At 72.6% G+C, this 17,705-nt stretch carries 18 protein-coding genes; 7 read left to right on the plus strand and 11 right to left on the minus strand.

The annotated features are described in order from the left end of the window. Complete coding sequence (locus ACLJQF_RS14945; protein ID WP_410609159.1) at positions 1 to 1,047, minus strand: type VII secretion protein EccE; 1,047 nt, start codon at positions 1,045 to 1,047, stop codon at positions 1 to 3. Positions 1,048 to 1,189: 142 nt separating this feature from the next. Here ACLJQF_RS14945 and eccB point away from each other — a divergent pair, with 142 nt between their 5' ends. Genes eccB through ACLJQF_RS14960 form a run of 3 tightly spaced genes read left to right on the plus strand, consistent with a single transcriptional unit; the run spans position 1,190 to position 3,962 of the window. Continuing rightward, on the plus strand, positions 1,190 to 2,611 hold the full coding sequence (gene eccB, locus ACLJQF_RS14950) for a type VII secretion protein EccB (protein WP_410609161.1): 1,422 nt from the start codon (positions 1,190 to 1,192) through the stop codon (positions 2,609 to 2,611). A gap of 11 nt (positions 2,612 to 2,622) precedes the next feature. After that, positions 2,623 to 3,318 carry a response regulator gene (locus ACLJQF_RS14955; RefSeq protein ID WP_410609163.1) on the plus strand — a complete coding sequence of 232 codons (696 nt, stop codon included), beginning with the start codon at positions 2,623 to 2,625 and terminating at the stop codon, positions 3,316 to 3,318. Then, positions 3,315 to 3,962, plus strand: coding sequence for a response regulator (locus tag ACLJQF_RS14960; RefSeq protein WP_410609165.1), 648 nt, complete (start codon positions 3,315 to 3,317; stop codon positions 3,960 to 3,962). Before ACLJQF_RS14955 ends, ACLJQF_RS14960 begins: the two co-directional genes overlap by 4 nt. A gap of 42 nt (positions 3,963 to 4,004) precedes the next feature. Here the strand turns inward: ACLJQF_RS14960 and ACLJQF_RS14965 are convergent, their stop codons facing one another. After that, the gene (locus ACLJQF_RS14965; RefSeq protein WP_410609167.1) at positions 4,005 to 4,799 is read right to left on the minus strand and encodes a carbon-nitrogen hydrolase family protein; all 795 of its coding nucleotides are present in this window, start codon (positions 4,797 to 4,799) and stop codon (positions 4,005 to 4,007) included. A gap of 84 nt (positions 4,800 to 4,883) precedes the next feature. On the opposite strand from ACLJQF_RS14965, the gene hisD reads away from it, so the two are divergent. Genes hisD through hisB form a run of 3 tightly spaced genes read left to right on the plus strand, consistent with a single transcriptional unit; the run spans position 4,884 to position 7,902 of the window. Then, a complete protein-coding gene (gene hisD / locus ACLJQF_RS14970) occupies positions 4,884 to 6,209 on the plus strand; it encodes a histidinol dehydrogenase (RefSeq protein ID WP_410609169.1) in 1,326 nt (441 codons plus the stop codon). After that, on the plus strand, positions 6,206 to 7,306 hold the full coding sequence (locus tag ACLJQF_RS14975) for a histidinol-phosphate transaminase (RefSeq protein ID WP_410609170.1): 1,101 nt from the start codon (positions 6,206 to 6,208) through the stop codon (positions 7,304 to 7,306). Before hisD ends, ACLJQF_RS14975 begins: the two co-directional genes overlap by 4 nt. Further along, a complete protein-coding gene (gene hisB, locus ACLJQF_RS14980) occupies positions 7,303 to 7,902 on the plus strand; it encodes an imidazoleglycerol-phosphate dehydratase HisB (RefSeq protein WP_410609171.1) in 600 nt (199 codons plus the stop codon). Before ACLJQF_RS14975 ends, hisB begins: the two co-directional genes overlap by 4 nt. A 197-nt stretch (positions 7,903 to 8,099) precedes the next feature. Here the strand turns inward: hisB and ACLJQF_RS14985 are convergent, their stop codons facing one another. From ACLJQF_RS14985 to ACLJQF_RS15015, 7 genes are all read right to left on the minus strand, one after another. Beyond that, the gene (locus ACLJQF_RS14985) at positions 8,100 to 8,945 is read right to left on the minus strand and encodes an NUDIX hydrolase (RefSeq protein WP_410609172.1); all 846 of its coding nucleotides are present in this window, start codon (positions 8,943 to 8,945) and stop codon (positions 8,100 to 8,102) included. 152 nt (positions 8,946 to 9,097) lie between these two features. After that, positions 9,098 to 10,036, minus strand: coding sequence for an ROK family protein (locus ACLJQF_RS14990; protein ID WP_410609677.1), 939 nt, complete (start codon positions 10,034 to 10,036; stop codon positions 9,098 to 9,100). A gap of 15 nt (positions 10,037 to 10,051) precedes the next feature. Continuing rightward, positions 10,052 to 10,570, minus strand: a complete 519-nt coding sequence (locus ACLJQF_RS14995) for a hypothetical protein (protein ID WP_410609173.1) — start codon at positions 10,568 to 10,570, stop codon at positions 10,052 to 10,054. Next, positions 10,567 to 11,700: an ArsA family ATPase gene (locus ACLJQF_RS15000; RefSeq protein ID WP_410609174.1), complete on the minus strand. Its 1,134-nt coding sequence runs from the start codon at positions 11,698 to 11,700 to the stop codon at positions 10,567 to 10,569. The genes ACLJQF_RS14995 and ACLJQF_RS15000 overlap by 4 nt, the downstream gene beginning before the upstream one ends. Before the next feature lies 1 nt (position 11,701). Beyond that, the gene (locus ACLJQF_RS15005; RefSeq protein ID WP_410609175.1) at positions 11,702 to 12,136 is read right to left on the minus strand and encodes an SRPBCC family protein; all 435 of its coding nucleotides are present in this window, start codon (positions 12,134 to 12,136) and stop codon (positions 11,702 to 11,704) included. Between the two features lie 27 nt (positions 12,137 to 12,163). Continuing rightward, complete coding sequence (locus ACLJQF_RS15010; protein ID WP_410609176.1) at positions 12,164 to 12,958, minus strand: metallophosphoesterase family protein; 795 nt, start codon at positions 12,956 to 12,958, stop codon at positions 12,164 to 12,166. A gap of 9 nt (positions 12,959 to 12,967) precedes the next feature. Further along, positions 12,968 to 13,384 carry a polyketide cyclase / dehydrase and lipid transport gene (locus ACLJQF_RS15015; protein WP_410609177.1) on the minus strand — a complete coding sequence of 139 codons (417 nt, stop codon included), beginning with the start codon at positions 13,382 to 13,384 and terminating at the stop codon, positions 12,968 to 12,970. A 127-nt stretch (positions 13,385 to 13,511) separates the two neighbouring features. On the opposite strand from ACLJQF_RS15015, the gene ACLJQF_RS15020 reads away from it, so the two are divergent. Continuing rightward, positions 13,512 to 15,308, plus strand: a complete 1,797-nt coding sequence (locus ACLJQF_RS15020; RefSeq protein WP_410609178.1) for an AMP-dependent synthetase/ligase — start codon at positions 13,512 to 13,514, stop codon at positions 15,306 to 15,308. Positions 15,309 to 15,367: 59 nt separating this feature from the next. Here ACLJQF_RS15020 and ACLJQF_RS15025 read toward each other — a convergent pair whose 3' ends face one another. Both ACLJQF_RS15025 and ACLJQF_RS15030 read right to left on the minus strand, forming a co-directional pair. Next, positions 15,368 to 16,792, minus strand: a complete 1,425-nt coding sequence (locus tag ACLJQF_RS15025; protein WP_410609179.1) for a GH1 family beta-glucosidase — start codon at positions 16,790 to 16,792, stop codon at positions 15,368 to 15,370. A gap of 17 nt (positions 16,793 to 16,809) precedes the next feature. Then, on the minus strand, positions 16,810 to 17,697 hold the full coding sequence (locus tag ACLJQF_RS15030; protein ID WP_410609180.1) for a carbohydrate ABC transporter permease: 888 nt from the start codon (positions 17,695 to 17,697) through the stop codon (positions 16,810 to 16,812). Positions 17,698 to 17,705: the final 8 nt, after the last annotated feature.

Consider the following 17,705-nt stretch of genomic DNA (forward strand, 5'->3'; position numbering starts at 1 on the left):
TCAGCCGTCCAGCGCGAGGGGGAGGGTGCGGCGCACGCCGGCCTCGTGCCGGCCGTGCAGCGGGAACGCCGACGGCGGCACCGGCACCGGCGCACCCGCTCGCGCCCCCACCCGAACCGTCACGTCCGCTTTCTCGCGCCCGCCCGCGGTCCGCGTCAGCGTGTACGACGTCGCCGTGAACGCCGCGCCCGGGACCGCCAGGTCCAGCACCCGCGGCGACCGCGGCGTGAAGCACACCTGCGCGGAATCGCCCCACACCCACGACTTCCACCGGTCGGGCGCACCCGAAGCGGCCCCCTGGACACCCAAGGCCACCCGGAGCTCCTTCGCCAGCTCCCCGGCCTCCAGAACCGTGCTCTGGTACCCGGCCTCGGCCAGCGCCCCCATCAAGCTCAACGCCGCCGACGCCGTGCTCCGCAGGGCCCCGAGCTCACCCCCGCCGCGCGCCAGCGCCGCGATCGGCGCCAGATCGGGCCGGTACCGCACCGCCAGCCAGCGCACCCGCAGCACCTGGTCGCCGCGCGGGATCGCCCACGTCAGCAGCTGGGCCGACGCCAGCGGGATGTCCGCCCGCGCGTAGGCCGAGCGCAAGGCCTCGACCAGCGGGCCCGGCGCGCCCGGGCCGGGCGTCAGGCGGACCAGCGCGCTCCACCCGCCGTCGATCTCCGCGACGCCGAAGCGGTTGCCCGCGCGGTCGACGTGCTGGCGGACCTTCACCGGACCGGCCACGCGCAGCAGCGGGTCCGGGCCTTCGCGGCGGGTGTCGTGGCGGCGCAACCGGAACGCCGTCCACGTCAGCGCCCAGCCCGCCAGGTGCCGCCCCGCGAAGCGCACCGACGTCAGCAGCACGAGCAACCCCGCGACGACGCTGACGCCGATCTTCGCCGGCTGCGTCACGCCGTCGACGAGCCAGGCGAGCAGCACGGCGATCGCGGCGATCTCCCACAGCGCCGCCTGCAGCGGCCGGATCGGCAGCAGCCACGGCAGCGGTGTGGTCGTGGATCGGGACGGTGCCGGGCGGACGGCGCCGGCGGTATCGACGGACACGGGCTCCCCTTTCCCCGGCCCTCGACGCTACTGCCTGCCCGGATACCGCGTGGGCGTAAAAATTACCCTCGCCGCCCGCTGGTGCGGTGCCTAGCATCGGCTGCTCGGAGGGTCGACGCACACAGCCGGGGGGCACAGCAGCGTGTGGACGCAGCGGGACCAGATCCAGGCGTACCAGTTCCTCCGCCGCAGGCTCGTTTCCGCCCTCGTCGCCGCCGATGCCAACCACCCCGTCTCGCCCAGCCGCCGGCTCGTGCTCGGCACCGTGCTGGGCGTCGTGGCCGCCCTGCTGGTCACCGCCGTCTTCGGCATCATCGGCCTGCTGAACCCCTCCGGCGGCAAGGACTGGCTGGCCGGCGGCAAGGTGATCGTCGAGGAGGGCACCGGCGCGCGGTTCGTGCTCGGCGCCGACGGCGTGCTGCACCCGGTGCTCAACTACGCGTCCGCGCGGCTGCTGGCCGGCGGCAACGGCGACGCGACCGTGTCCGTGTCGCCGGAGAACCTCGGCAAGGCCGGCCGCGGCAACCAGATCGGCATTCCCGGTGCACCCGACTCGCTGCCGGCCTCGAACGCGCTCGTGACCACGCCGTGGACGAGCTGCAGCCGGACCAGCCAGGACGCGCCCGCGTCGGCCGAGCCGCGCACCGCGGTCCTGCTGGCCGCGCCCGCGTCCGGCGTCGAGCTGCCGCGGGACCAGGGTGTGATCGTGCGGCTGCCGCGGGGGGAGCGCTTCCTGCTCGCCGGCGGACGGCGCTACCAGCTGAGCGACGAGGCCGCCACCGCGCTGCAGTTCGACAGCTACCCGACGATCGCGGTGTCGTCGCGGTGGCTCGACACCGTCCCGGCCGGCCGGGACCTCACCGCGCTGCCGGTCGACGGCGCCGGCGACCGCGGGCCCGCGGTGGGTGGCCGCGGCACCCGCGTCGGCGAAGTCCTCGCCGTCGTCGACGCGATGGCCGCGCCCGGCACCGCGACGTCGTACTACCTGGTCCGCTCGGGCGGCCTCGAACCGGTCGGGCAGACCGAGGCGAGCCTGCTGGTGACGACGGAGGCCAACGCCGCCGCCTACCCCGGGCCGCCCGCGCCGGTGGAGGTCCGCGCGGCCGACGTCGCCGCGGTCGCGAAGGTCGCCGCACCGCGGGCCGGCGGCGCCGACCCGGCCGCCTATCCCGACCGCATCCCCGGCAAGGCGCCGATCACCGGCGGCTCCGTGGCGCTGTGCGTTCAGGGCAGCCGGTTGCTCGTTTCGGCCGAATTCCCGCTTCCCGTTGGCGCCAAAGCAATCCAGGTCGCCACCCGGACCGAAGCAAGGGTGGCGGACGAGGTGTTCGTACCTCCCTCGGGAGGAGCCGTCGTCGTCGAAGCCGGTTCGGTCACCGCGTACCTGGTGACCGACACGGGCCGGAAGTACCCGGTGGTGAATGCGCAGGCCGTGGCCTCGCTCGGCTATGGAGGCGTCGCCAAACCGCCGGTCACGGGTAGTTTGCTGGCATTGGTGCCGACGGGCCCCGCGCTGGATCCGGCCACGGCCGGGCGGCCGGCTCCGTCGGGTGGAACGGGGTGAAAGTCGTGCACATGACACAAGAGCGTCCGACCGAGGGTGAGCTGGGCCAGGGGCGGGTCCGGGTCGCGGTCATCGAAGACCACCCGCTGTACCGCGTCTCCGTCGAACGCGTGCTGGCCGAAGCCGACTTCGTCGAGCTCGGCGCGGTCGTCGATTCGGTCGCCCGGTTCCACGTGCACCGGCAGCCACCGGGCAGCGTGGTCCTGCTCGACCTGGGCTTGCCGGGCGTCGCGGGGGCCGCGGCCGTGCTGGAGGTGTGCGAGCTCGGGCACCACGTGCTCGTGGTCTCCGCGCAGGCGGAACCGGAGGTCGTGCTCGGCGCGATCGCGGCGGGGGCGCGCGGGTTCCTGTCGAAGGACGTCGACGCGGACGAGCTGCTGATCGCGATCAAGACGGTCGCCGGCGGCGGCGCGTACGTCTCGGCGGTGGTCGCCGGGATGATCATGAAGGACAACGCCGACCGGCCCGCGGTGTCGGCCGAAGCCGAGCTGTCCCCGCGCGAGGAGCAGGTGCTGCGGCTGGTGGCGGCCGGGGAGCGGGACGTCGACATCGCGCTGATCCTCGGCATCGGCGTCCGGACGGTCCGCGGCTACCTCGACCGCATCCGCGACAAGACCGGCGAACGGCGGCGGCCGGGGCTGGTCAAGGAGGCCATCCGGCGCGGCCTGATCGGCGAAGCCGGCCCCCGGCGCGGCGGCCGCAAATGAGCGACTCCGCGTCGTCTTCCCGGCGGATCCCGGTCGGCGTGATCGAGGACCACCCGCTCTACCGGTACGCGCTGAGCCGCGTGCTGACCGAGGCGCCGGACATCGAGCTCGGCGCGGTCGCCGACTCGGTGGCCCGGTTCGCGGTCCAGGACCAGCCGGCGGGCAGCGTCGTCGTCCTCGACCTCAAGCTGCGCGGCGTCCAGGACGCGGCCGCGGTCCTGGAAGTGGGGCAGATGGGGCACAAGGTGCTGGTGGTGTCCGCGCACGCGGAACAGCCGGAGGTGCTCGGCGCGATGCAGGCGGGCGCTAAGGGCTTCCTGTCCAAGGACGTCGACGGCGACGAGCTGCTGCGCGCGATCCGCACGATCGCCGACGACAACGCGTACGTGTCGCCGACGCTGGCCGGGATGATCATCCAGGACAGCGAAGAGCGGCACGCGGGCCCGAAGATCGTGCTGTCGGAGCGGGAGAAGCAGGTGCTCCGGCTGGTGGCGGCCGGGGAGCGGGACGTCGACGTTGCGGAGATCCTCAACATCAGCGTCCGCACGGTCCGCTCCTACCTCGACCGCATCCGCGACAAGACCGGCGAACGCCGCCGCGCGGGTTTCGTCCGCGTCGCCATCCGCGAAGGCCTCCTCCGCTGACCCCCAAAGCGGCACTTTCACGTGAAAGTGCCGCTTTGCGGTTCAAAGTCGGCGGTTGGCGAGGGCTCCCGTGGCCGCGCGGGCCTGGGCTGAGGTCGCCGGGTCGACGTCCACCAGCAGTGTCTCCGGGGCCGCGCCCGCGGCGGCGATCACCCGGCCGAAGCCGTCCGCGACCAGCGAGTAGCCGATCCCGGTGGGCGCCTTCGGGTTGACCGTGACGCCCGTCGCCGCGGGGTCGGCCTGGCCGCAGGCCAGCACCCAGCAGCCCGAGTCGAGGGCCCGCGCCCGCACCAGGACCTCCCACTGCTCGCGCTTGCCCTCGCCGGCGCCCCACGACGCCGGCAGCAGCACGACGTCGGCGCCGTCGTCGGCCAGCGCGCGGAACAGCTCCGGGAACCGCACGTCGTAGCAGGTCGCGACGCCGTAGACGACGCCGTCCAGCTCGAAGGTGGTCACCGCCGAACCGGGCGCCACCGTGTCGGACTCGGCGAACCCGAACGCGTCGTAGAGGTGGATCTTGTCGTAGCCGCGGTGGTGCCCGCCGCCGGTGATCAGGAGCGTGTTGCGGACCCGGCCGTCGTCCTCCGGGGTGAACATCCCGGTGACGACGACCACGTCGTGCTCGGCAGCCACCGCGGCTACGGCCGAGGCCCACGGGCCGTCGAGGGGCTCCGCGACCGGTGCCAGGGGTCGCCCGAAGCGCGCCATGGTCGCTTCGGGGAACACGACGATCCGCGCGCCGTCGGCCACCGCGGCCTCGACGCCGGAGCGAATCAGCTTCAGGTTCGCCTCCGCATCGTCACCCGAGTTGACCTGGCACAACGCGATTCGCGCCACCGCTGCCTCCTGCATACTGGGATCGGCCGTCACCGGGGAGTATCGCTGAAAAGCGGCTGGATGTGACCTCGTACCCTTGAGGACATGTTGAACCGCACCGACCTGCGCGGGCAGGTCCCGACCGCCGCCGAACTGCGCGCCACGCTCCCACGCGCCGAATACGACGTGGACGCGGCGCTGCATCACGTGCGCCCGGTGGTCGAGGCGGTCCGTGACCGCGGTGTCGAAGCCGTCCTCGAGTACACCGAGAAGTTCGACAAGGTCCGTCCGGCCGCCGTGCGCGTGCCGCGTGCTTCGCTGACCCAGGCACTGCGGGAGCTGGACCCGGCCGTGCGCGCCGCGCTGGAGGAATCGATCGCCCGCGCCCGGAAGGTGCACGCCGAGCAGCGCCGCACCGACGTCACGACCACCGTCGTCGACGGCGGCACGGTCACCGAGAAGTGGGTGCCGGTCGAGCGCGTCGGCCTCTACGCCCCGGGCGGGCTGGCCGTGTACCCCTCGACCGTGGTGATGAACGTCGTCCCGGCGCAGATCGCCGGCGTCGGCTCGCTGGTCGTCTGCTCGCCGCCGCAGGCCGCGTTCGGCGGGCTGCCGCACCCGACCATCCTCGCCGCGGCCGAGCTCCTCGGCGTCGACGAGGTGTGGGCGGCCGGCGGTGCGCAGGCCGTCGCGCTGCTCGCGTACGGCGGCACCGACACCGACGGCGCCGAGCTGGCCCCGGTCGACACCGTCACCGGACCCGGCAACATCTACCTCACCGCGGCCAAGCGGCTCCTGCGCGGCCTGATCGGCATCGACGCCGAGGCCGGGCCCACCGAGATCGCCATCCTCGCCGACGAGACGGCCGACCCGGTGCACGTCGCCGCCGACCTGATCAGCCAGGCCGAGCACGATCCCCTCGCCGCGAGCGTCCTGGTGACGACGTCGGCCGAGCTGGCCGACGCCGTCGACAAGGAGCTGCTGAACCGCGTCGCCGCGACCAAGCACAGTTCACGGGTCGCCGAAGCACTGGGCGGCAAGCAGTCCGGCATCATCCTGGTGTCCACAGTGGAGGACGGGCTGCGCGTCGTCGACGCCTACGCCGCCGAGCACCTGGAGATCCAGACGGCGGACGCGCGCGCGGTCGCGGCCCGGGTCCGCAACGCGGGCGCGATCTTCGTCGGCGCGTACGCCCCGGTGTCGCTCGGCGACTACTGCGCCGGGTCCAACCACGTGCTGCCCACCGGCGGGTTCGCCCGCCACTCCTCGGGCCTGTCCGTGCAGAGCTTCCTCAAGGGCATCCACGTCGTGGACTACACCGAGGACGCGTTGCGCGAGGTCGCCGGCCGCGTCGTCGCGCTGGCCGACGCCGAGGACCTGCCCGCGCACGGCGAGGCGGTCACCGCGCGCTTCGGGGGTTCCCTCCGATGACGATCGGCGAAGAGGTCGGCCTGGACGCGCTGCCGCTGCGCGACGACCTGCGCGGCAAGTCGCCCTACGGGGCGCCGCAGCTGGACGTCCCGGTCCGGCTCAACACGAACGAGAACCCGTACCCGCCGCCGCCCGCGCTGGTCGCGGACGTCGCCGAGGCCGTCCGTGCCGAAGCGGCCGAGCTGCACCGCTACCCGGATCGCGACGCCGTGGCGCTGCGGCAGGACCTGGCCGACTACCTGAGCGTCTCGACGCGGGTGGTGCTGTCGGAGGCGAACGTCTGGGCCGCCAACGGGTCCAACGAGGTGCTGCAGCAGATCCTGCAGGCGTTCGGTGGGCCGGGGCGCAGCGCGCTCGGCTTCGAGCCGTCGTACTCGATGCACCCGATCATCGCCTCCGGCACCCGCACCGAGTGGCTCCCGGCGCCGCGCCGCGACGACTTCTCGCTCGACACGGCCGCGGCGGCGTCGCTGATCCGCTCGAAGCAGCCGGACGTCGTGTTCGTCACCAGCCCGAACAACCCGACCGGCGGCTCGATCCCCCTGTCCGAGCTGCGCACGGTGCTCGACGCGGCGACCGGGATCGTGGTCGTCGACGAGGCGTACGCGGAGTTCTCGTCGCAGCCGAGCGCGGTGGAGCTGCTGGTGGACTACCCGGCCCGGCTGATCGTCTCGCGCACGATGAGCAAGGCGTTCGCGTTCGCGGGTGGCCGGCTCGGGTACCTGGCGGCGGCGCCGGCGGTGGTCGACGCGCTGCAGCTGGTGCGCCTGCCGTACCACCTCTCGCGGCTGACGCAGGCCGCCGCGCGGGCGGCACTGCGGCACGCGGACGCCACTTTGGACAGCGTGCACAAGCTGGCCGCGGAACGCGACCGGGTCGTGGAAGCATTGGCGGCCCTGGGTTACGACCCGGTGCCGAGCGACTCGAACTTCGTCCTCTTCGGACGGTTCGCGTCGCCGTCGGCGGCCTGGCAGTCCTATTTGGATCGCGGGGTGCTGATCCGCGACCCGGGCATCCCCGGTCACCTGCGCGTGAGCATCGGCACCCCGGAAGAGAACGACGCCTTCCTCGAGGCGAGTAAGGAAGTCTCGCGATGACCCGCATCGGCAAGGTCGAACGGACCACCAAGGAGTCCGCGATCTTCGTGCAGCTGGACCTCGACGGAACGGGCGAGGTCGAGATTTCGACCGGTGTCCCGTTCTACGACCACATGCTGACGGCGTTCGGCGTCCACGGCTCGCTGGACCTCAAGGTCGAGGCCACCGGCGACGTCCACATCGACGCCCACCACACGGTGGAGGACACGGCGATCGTGCTGGGCCAGGCGATCCGCCAGGCCCTGGGCGACAAGAGCGGCATCCGCCGCTTCGGCGACGCGTGGATCCCGATGGACGAGACCCTCGCCCACGCGGCGATCGACGTCTCGGGCCGGCCGTACTGCGTGCACGTGGGCGAACCGGAGCAGTTCAACGCCTTCACGATCGGCGGAAACTACCCGTTCGTGCTGACCCGGCACGTGTTCGACTCGCTGGCGTTCCACGCCCAGATCGCGTTGCACGTGCGGGTGATCCACGGCCGCGACCCGCACCACATCGCGGAGGCGGAGTACAAGGCGGTGGCGCGGGCGTTGCGCGCGGCGACGGAGCCGGACCCGCGCGCGGGCGGCATCCCCTCGACGAAGGGCGTCCTCTAGTACTGCAGGGCGAGATCTTTGTTCGGTGCGGCCGAAGATGGCCTGCCAGGACAATCCTGGACGCCGGCCTGCCGATCTGCCGCAGCTGGTCGTGAGTGGTAATTCGGGTTAGAACCCGAATTACCACTCACGACCACCAGCCACGGCAAACGGTGACCTTGTTTCCCCAGGTCACGCACACAAGTGTCCCTGTAGTACTAGAGCCCGTCGAGCTGGCGGCGAAGCGTGCCGGGTCCGAGGATCGACGCGCCGAGGGCTTCGACGCGCCTCTTCAGCTCACGGTCGGCGGTCGCGACCAGGACGCTCGCTTTTTGCTGCTGCGCGACGACCTCGACGATCTTCGAGTCGCCGTCCGTATCGGCGGCGACGACCTCGACACCGGTCGTCCCGGTGACGTGCTTGGCCTGGCCTTCGACGACCAGGACGATCCGCGGCCACCAGGTCACGGTGGCGTCGTCCGGGTCCGGCACGCCGGCTTCGGCGAGCTTGGCGAGCTGGTCGCGGAGGCGCTCGGCGGCGCCGTGCCGGTCGCGCCACCAGCCGTCCGGGCGCGAGCCGACGACGTTGGCGGCGTCGACGACCAGGACGAGTTCGCGGCCGACGCGGTCGCGCAGGTCCGGCCACGCGGCGGCGAAGTCGCGGTGGAGGGGGAAATCGGGGACGTCGTCGGGATCCACCCAGCGCACCTCCGCACTTTCGGTGTTGGCGACCCGCGCTTCGGCGCCGTCGGCGAGAGCGAGGACGGTGGTGTAGCTCCAGTCCCCATGGTCCACCACGGAAGCCGAGACCGCGCGGAAGGCGTCGGCGGGGACGGCGGTCTCCTCGAACGCTTCGCGGGCGGCGGCGCTCCTGGCGGTCTCGCCGGCTTCGATGGCTCCGCCGGGGAGCGCCCAGGTGCGGCCGTGGTGCACCCACCAGGCGCGGCGCTGCAGGAGGACACCGCGGGCGGGGTCGACGAGCAGCAGCCCGGCGGCACCGTAGCGGCCCCAGTGCAGGTGCCCGCCCGCACAGCGGACGAAGACGCTTGCGGACAGGTGACTCACCCGTCCAGCGTGTCACAGGTCGGCCACGGATCGCCTCCGCCAACGCGCCCCAAGGCGGCCTTGGTTGCGTCTCACGCACCGAAGGCCGCCTTGGGGCGCGTCTCACGCACCGAAGGCCACATTGGGGCGCTCGGGACCGGCGCGGCCGTGGGTCAGACCGGGGTCTTCGCCGCCTCCAGGGCCAGCGCGGCCGCGCCGACGATCGCCGTGTCGTCGCCCAGGTGGGCCGTCCGGATCCGGGCCAGCGGCCGGTGCCGGGCCCCCGTGATCGCTCCCGCGTAGTGCTCCCGGGCTTCGTCCAGGAACAGCGGCGCCGACTCCGACACCCCTCCCCCGATCACGATGATCTCCGGGTCGAACACGTCCGCCACCAGGGCCAGGCCCTCGCCCAGCCACTTGGCCAGCTCCGCCATCGCCAGCTGGGCGATCGGGTCGCCGTCGCGGGCCGCGCCCGCGACCCGGCGGCCCGTCACCGAGCCCGGGTCGCCCGCGACCTGAGGGGCCAGCACAGTCGAGCGGCCCGGGTGCCGCGCGAGCAGCTCCACCGCCGTCGCCGCCAGGGCCGTTCCGCTGCAGTACCGCTCCCAGCAGCCGTACTTGCCGCAGGGGCACGGCCGGCCGCCGCGGACCACCGTCAGGTGGCCCAGTTCCGGGGCCACGCCGTACGCGCCCCGATACAGCTTGCCGTCCAGCAACAGCCCCGCGCCGATGCCCGTGCCCAGGGCCACCAGGGCCGCCACCTGGGCGCCGCGGGCCGCGCCGAAGCGGTGCTCGCCCACGATCGCCGAATTGACGTCGTGCTCCAGCAGCACCGGCAGGCCCACGCGCTTTTCGATCCGGTCCGCGACCGGGGCGCCGCGCCACGCCAGGTGCGGGGCGAACATCACCGACCGGCGGTCGCGCGCCACGAAGCCCGCCACCGCCAGCCCGACCCCGGCCACGTCGTGGCGGTTGCGCAGGTCCTCGACCACGCCGGCGATGGCGCCCTCGAGGGCGCCTTCCTCGGTCGGCGTCGCGACTCTGGCCGTGTCGAGCAGCGAGCCGCGTTCGTCCACCACGCCGGCCCGGATGCTCGTCCCGCCGACGTCCACCCCTATCGTCCGCACTCAGCTCTCCCACTCGTCGCGCCGGCGGACGGCGATGTGCTGCACCCGCGGCGAGGTCCGCGGGTCCGCGGGCCGCGGCGCGGGCCGGAACCCGGGCATGTGCACGCCTTCTTGGGGCTCCCAGCGGTCCGCGAGCACCGCGCGCAGCAGGGCGACCAGCTGCGCGAGCTGCTCGGCCAGCCGCGCGACCAGCTCCGGCCGCTCACCCCGCACAACCGCGACGATCGCACAGAGCGGACACCAGCCGCACGCCGAATCGTCGGCTTTCGCCTCGTCAGGGTTGTAACCACCGGCGCTTCGCCCCGGGCCGGGGGCTCCGCCACCCGGATCCCCCGAAAAGCTGCCGTAATCACCGGCGCTTCGCCCCGGGCCGGGGGCTTCGCCACCCGGAACCCCCGAAAAGCTGCCGTGCCCGGCCGCGAGCACGTCTTCGAGCCACGGCGCCGCCTTCTCCGCGACCAGCTCGGCGAGCAGGCGGATCTCCTCCGTCAGGCGCGGTCCGTGTTCCTCTTCGCTCACCCGCGTCCCCGATTCCCGGCCAGGTGCACGACCAGGCCGTCGGCGTCGGAATCCGCGCCGGTGATCCGGCACGGCCGCAGCGGTTCCGGCAGGGCGATGAGCCTGCGGAAGCCGTCCACGGTGATCGCCAGGTCGTCGTCGACGCGAGCGAGGTCGACCTCGGCGTCCCGGGCGAGCGGGATCGCGACGCGCAGGGTGTACCCGTCGGTGGCGGGCCGCACGCGCAGCAGCGGGGTCACGGGGGTGCCGTTGCCCGCGAGGGGGTCTTCGCCGCGGTAGAGCTCGGCGGCGATCTCCAGCAGCGCGGGCAGCCCGACCGGCTCGACGGCGCGGTGCTCGACCCGGGCGACCGGCGCGATCCCGGCCGCGGCGAGCTCGGCGAGCACGGCGTCCTGCTGCGTCCGGCGGGTGCGCAGCCAGGACGCGGCACCGCCGCGCCAGATACCGGGCGCGGGCATCAGCCGGTTGGCGATCACGCCGTCGACGGCGATGCCGCGCAAGGCGAGGGAGCTGAGCGTGCGCCGCGCCTCGGCGACGACCACCCGCTCCGGCGTCAGGACCAGCCGGACCGTCGTCACCGACGGGTCGGTGAGCAGGGCGCGCAGGCCGTCGAGGTGGACGCCGAGGCGGCGCACCGAGTCCGTGACGCGGCCGCGCGGCCCGAACACGCGGGTCAGGTAGCCGGAGACGGCCTCGGGCAGGGCCAGCAGCCGCAGCGTCTCGGCCGTCGGCCCGCAGTCGACGACGAGGGCCTCCCACGGGCCGTCCTCGGCCAGCCGGCGGACTTCGGTGAGGGCGAGCAGCTCGTCGACGCCGGGCAGCACGGTGAGTTCCTCGGCGTCGAGGGTGTCCAGCCCCGCCCCGGACAGCACCGTCCGCAGCTCGCCGCGCAGCCGTTCCCAGGTGGCGTCCACCAGGGTGCGCGAATCGACCTGCACGCCGGACAGCAGAGCGTCCACTTCGGACGGTTCGGCGCCGAGGGGGTGCCCGAAGGCGTCGCCGAGCGAGTGCGCCGGGTCCGTGGACACGACGAGGGTCTTCCTGCCGCGGGCGGCGAGGGCGGCGCCGGTGGCCGCGGCCAGCGTGGTCTTCCCGACACCCCCCTTGCCGGTGCACAGCAGGATCCGCACGCTAGCCCTCGGCCCGCTTCTTGAGCTCCTTCAGCGCCGTGTCCATGACCATCTTCTCGGCCTTGCGGCGCAGCAGGCCGATCATCGGCAGCGCCAGCTCGACCGACAGCGTGTAGGTGACCCGCGTGCGGCCGCCGAGGTCGGCCAGCGCGTAGCGGCCGTTCTGCGCCTTCTGCATCTGGCCCTTGACCAGGTGCCAGCTGACGCCCAGGCCGTCTTCGTCCCAGTCGTACTCGAGGGTGTAGACGTCCTTGATCGGGCCCGCGTCAAGGGTGAGCTTGACCTGCTTGGCCCGCCCGGCGTCGTCGGTGTCGAGGACCTCGGTCTGCCGGACGGCCTTGGCCCATTCCGGGTACGCGGGGAAGTCGGCGATCACGGCCATCACCCGGCTGGGCTCGGCGTCGACCTCGATGGACTGTGTGGACTGCTCGGCCATGGGTCGAAGCGTAGCCGCCGCGCTTGGTCACCAGCGCAGCACGTAGGGCTGCCCGGTCTCCTTGAAGTGACCCACGTTACGGCACTCGGTCAGGCCGACCCGGGCGCGGGCCGCCAGGGGCTGGTGCACGTGCCCGAACACCGACCAGCGCGGACGCTGTGCCCGGATCAGCTCCAGCAGCGCCGTCGAGCCGATCTCGCTGCGGCGCGCGACGACGTCGTAGGTCAGCTCCGGCAGCGCCGGCGGCCCGTGCGTGCAGAGGACGTCGACCTCGGTGAGAGCGGCCACGCTCCGGTCGTAGTCCTCGCGATCCCGCAGGTAGGGACGCCAGGCGGCGCCCTTGCGGGGCCGCGGGACGACGCCGTCGGGCAGCAGCGCGCCGCCGACGAAGCCGAACCGCAGGCCGCCGATCTCGGCGACCTCGCCGTCGAGCACCCGGACACCCTCGCCGGCGAACTCCGGCCACAGCGCCGGGGTGTCCACGTTGCCGGGGGTGGCGTAGGTGGGCGCGGTCATCGCCGCGAACACCGTCGCGTACTGGGTCCGGATGGCTTCGTCGACGGCGCTCGCCGGGTCGTCGAGGCTCGCCCAGAGCTCCCGCGAGTAAGCAACGGTTTCGTCACGGGTGCCCTCGCGGCGCAGGCGGGCGAACCCAGCCACCTTCTCCGCGCCGAACAGGGCACCCATGATGCCCTTCTCGTGGTCGTGGTAGTCGACGAAGTCGATCAGGTCGCCGAGCACGACCAGGGCGTCCGCCCCGTCGCCCGCCCGCTTCAACGCGTCCGCGTTGCCGTGCACGTCCGAGACGACGTGTACCCGCACCCTGCTCCCCTAGTTCTCGTTCTCGCCGCGCGGCGGGATGCCGGGCTCGCGCCCGTCCTCCAGGATCTCCTTCAGCCCGAGGGCGATCTCCTTCGCCGCGCGCGCCCGCCGGTCGAACTCCCGGCGCAGTTCACGCGGCGCCAGCGCCCGGGGCGTCCCGGCCGCATCAGCAGGCGTCGCCCGCAGGAAGTAGTGCAGCAGGGTGCCGTCGAGCACCGGCTCGAGCCAGACCTCCATCGTACCGACGAGCGCACCCGTCACGGTCCAGCGGAGGCCCTTGTCCCCCCGGTCGGTGTAGACCTCGAGGACCAGGTCGGGCCAGTAGCGCCGCCAGGTCGCCGGCTCGGCGAAGACCGCGGCCACGGTGGCGGGCGGAACGGCGAGGAACGTCTCGTCGACGATGTCGAGTGAGGGAGGCGCGTTCACGTGCGAAGAATGTCACGGCCTCGCCTCGCGGGGTCGATCAGCATGGTCTTAAGGTGCTCACCACGCTAAGTTGACTGGCGGGTAACAGCGGTGTCACCTGCCGCTCGCGTTGAACACGGAGGTCCACGTGCGCGAATACAGCGCTCCCGCCGGGAAGCCGGTGGCCGACGACGAAAACATGTCCGACGTCGTCTGGGCGAATGCCGAGCGGTTCTCCGACGTGGTGAGCTTCCGCCGCCAGGTCGAGGGCAGCTGGCTGGACGTGACCGCCAAGGAGTTCGCGGCCGAAGTGCTGGCCGTGGCCAAGGGCATGGCCAAGGCCGGGATCGGCCGCGGCGACCGGGTCGCGATCATGTCGAAGACCCGCTACGAGTGGACGCTGATCGACTTCGCGATCTGGGCGGCCGGCGCGGTCACCGTCCCGATCTACGACACGTCCTCGCCCGAACAGGTGCACTGGATCCTGTCCGACTCGGCCGCGAAGGGCGTGTTCGTCGAGACGAACGGCCACGCCGCGGCGCTCGAATCGATCCGGGACCGGCTCACCGACCTGGCCAGCACGTGGCAGATCGAGGGCGACTCCCCCGCCGTCGAAGAGCTGGCCGCGCTCGGCGCGTCGCTGTCCGACGACGAGCTGCACGACCGGCGCCGCGAGGTGTCCGCCGACGAGCTCGCCACCATCGTCTACACCTCGGGCACCACCGGCCGCCCCAAGGGCGTCGAGCTGACCCACCGGAACCTGCTGGCCGAGATCCGCGCCGACATCGAGGCGTTCCCGCAGCTGATGGAGCAGGGCAACTCGCTGCTGTGCTTCCTGCCGCTGGCGCACGTGCTGGCCCGCGCGATCGCCGTCACCGCGCTGACCGCCCGCGTCACCCTCGGGCACACCCCGGACGTCAAGAACCTGGTCGCCGACCTCGGCACGTTCCGGCCGACGTTCGTGGTCGCCGTGCCGCGCGTGTTCGAGAAGGTCTACAACTCGGCGAAGCAGAAGGCCCACAGCGAAGGCAAGGGCAAGATCTTCGACGTCGCCGAGGCCACGGCGGTCGCCTACAGCGAGGCGCAGGACAAGGGCGGCGCCGGGCTCGGGCTGAAGCTCAAGCACCTGGTGTTCGACAAGCTCGTCTACGGCAAGCTGCGCGCGGCCCTCGGCGGCCGCTGCGTCGCGGCGGTCTCGGGCGGCGCTCCGCTGGGAGCCCGGCTGGCGCACTTCTTCCGCGGCATCGGCGTGCCGGTGTTCGAGGGCTACGGCCTCACCGAGACGTCGGCGGCGGCGAACGTCAACACGCAGACGGCGTTCCGCGTGGGCACGGTCGGCAAGCCGGTCAACGGCACGTCGGTCCGCATCGCCGACGACGGCGAGGTCATGCTCAAGGGCGACGTCGTGTTCCGGGCGTACTACAACAACCCTGTCGCCACGAAGGAAGCGCTCACCGACGGCTGGTTCCACACGGGCGACATCGGCGAGCTCGACACGGACGGCTTCCTGAAGATCACCGGCCGCAAGAAGGAGATCATCGTGACGGCGGGCGGCAAGAACGTCGCCCCGTCCGGCCTCGAAGACACGATCAAGGCGTGCCCGCTGATCAGCCAGGCGATGGTGGTCGGCGACCAGCGCCCGTTCATCGCCGCCCTGGTGACGGTGGACGAGGAGTACTTCCCGTCCTGGAAGTCCCAGCACGGCAAGCCCTCTTCCGCCACGGTCGCGGACCTTTCGTCCGATGCGGACCTGCTCGCGGAGATCCAGGCCGCGGTGGACGAGGCGAACAAGCAGGTGTCCAAGGCCGAGGCGATCAAGAAGTTCACCGTGCTGGCGAACGACTTCACCGAGGCGGGCGGGGAGATCACGCCGAGCCTGAAGCTGAAGCGCAACGTGGTCACGAAGAACTACGCCAACGACATCGAAGGCCTCTACAAGAAGTAGCCCAAGTTCGTGAAGGCCACCTTCAGGAAGGTTAAGTTCCTGAAGGTGGCCTTCACGCACTACGGGGTGCGCTGGGCGGCGATGAAGTCGCGGTACCAGCGGTAGCTCGAGCGCGGGGTGCGGGCTTGGGTTTCGTAGTCCACGTGGACCAGCCCGAAGCGGGGCTTGTACCCGTGCGCCCACTCGAAGTTGTCCAGCAGTGACCAGCAGAAGTACCCGCGCAGGTCGACTCCCGCCGCCGCGGCCGTGCGGGCCGCCTCGATGTGCTCGTTCAGGAAGTTGATGCGCTCGTAGTCCGCGAAGTCACTGCGGTCGGCGTACACGCACCCGTTCTCCGTGACGTACACCGGCGGCAGGCTGGGATAGCGGTTGTGCAGGCCGACCAGGGCTTCCGTGAGGCCCTCCGGCTCGACCGGCCAGCCCATGCCCGTCCGCGGGACGTCCGGCAGCCGCGAAGTGTCCACCCCGATGTCGGCCACCGTCCGCCGGGCCGGGTCCGGTTCGCGGTGCGGGGCGTCCGCGACGTGCAGCCGGTAGTAGTAGTTCACGCCCAGGTAATCCAGGGGCGCCCCGGTGATCTCCAGGTCGTCGTCGTGGCGGAACGAGAAGTCCGAAACCCCGTCGAACATCGCCGGCAGGCCCGGTGCGTACCGGCCGCCGAACAGGGGGTCGGTGAACTGGCGGCGCAGCAGCGTGTCCTGGCGGGCCGCCGCCGCGGTGTCAGCGGCCGAGGACGACACCGGGACCGCCGGCGACTGGTTGAGGACGATGCCGAACTGGTGCTGGAGTGCCGCCCGCTCGCACATCGCCCGGACCGCCAGGCCGTGGCCGAGCAGCAGGTGGTGGGCGGCCGCCAGCGCGCCGTGCCCCTCCCGGGCTCCCGGCGCGTGACGGCCTTCGCCGTAGCCCGCCACCGCGCACGGGTACGGCTCGTTCAGCGTCGTCCAGAAGTCCACGACGTCGCCGAGTTCCTCGTGCACCAGCGCCGCGTACTCGGCGAACCGGAACGCCGTGTCACGCGACCGCCAGCCGCCCGCGTCCTCCAGAGCCTGGGGCAGGTCCCAGTGGTAGAGCGTCAGGAACGGCTCGATCCCCCGCTCCCGCAGCCCTTCCACCAGCCGCCGGTAGAAGCCGAGGCCCCGGTACTCCACGCGGCGGCCGTCGGGTTGGATCCGCGGCCAGGACACCGAAAACCGGTAGGCGTCGACGCCCAGCTCGGTGAGCAGGTCGAGGTCCGCGGGCCAGCGGTGGTAGTGGTCGGCCGCCGGTTCCCCGGTGTGGCCGCCGGCCACTGCGCCGGGCACCGCCGCGAACGTGTCCCAGATGGACGGTCCACGGCCGTCGACGGCGGTGGCGCCCTCGATCTGGAACGCCGAGGTCGCGACGCCCCAGCGGAAGGCGGGCGGGAAGCTCGCTTTTCGGGGGTCCGGGTGGCGAAGCCCCTGGCCCGGGGCGAAGCCCCGGTTGTCACTGCTGGAAGTCACGGTGAGCTCCGAGGTGGTCAGCCCTTGAGCGCGCCCTGCATGATGCCGCCGACGATCTGGCGGCCGAACAGCAGGAACACGAGGAGGACGGGGACGGTACCGATGGTGGCGGCGGTGAGCACGAGCGTGTAGTCGGTGGTGTAGCCACTGGCCAGTGTGGACAGTGCGGTTTGGACGGTCGGGTTCTCCGGCACCAGCACCACCAGCGGCCAGAAGAAGTCGTTCCAGGCCTGCATGAAGGTGAACAGCCCGAGCACCGCCGCGGCCGGGCGGGCGGCGGGCAGGGCCACGTGCCAGAACAGCCGCAGCGAGCCGCAACCGTCCATCCGGCCGGCCTCCAGCAGCTCCAGCGGCAGCGCCCGCTCGAAGTACTGGCGCATGAAGAACACGCCGAACGCGGTGACCAGGCCGGGCACGATCACCGCCTGCAGCTGCCCGGCCCACCCGAAGTCGGCCATCATCATGTACAGCGGGACGACGCCCAGCTCGGTCGGGATCGCCTGGGTGGCGACCACGACGAGCAGCAACGCCGTCCTCCCCCGGAACTTCATCTTGGCGAAGGCGAACCCGGCCAGCGTCGAGAACAGCACCACCGACACGGTGATCGTGCCCGCGACGATCAGCGAGTTGCCCAGCGCCAGCGCGAAGTCCGTCTCGTCGAAGACGCGGGCGATGTTCTCGAACAGGTGCCCGCCCGGCACCAGCACCGGCGGCACGCTCCCGACCGCCTCCGTCGTCTGCGAGGAGACGACGAACGACCAGTACACCGGGAACGCCGAGCCGGCCAGGATCGCGATCAGCGCGGCGTAGGTCCACGGGCTCGCGACCCGCCTGGAGATCCGCCGCATCCGCCCGGGCGAGGCGGCCGGCGGCGCGGGCGCGGCCGGGGTCAGCACGGTGGTCATGTCCGCTC

This window comes from Amycolatopsis sp. lyj-109 (assembly GCF_046548995.1).
Taxonomy (GTDB): domain Bacteria; phylum Actinomycetota; class Actinomycetes; order Mycobacteriales; family Pseudonocardiaceae; genus Amycolatopsis.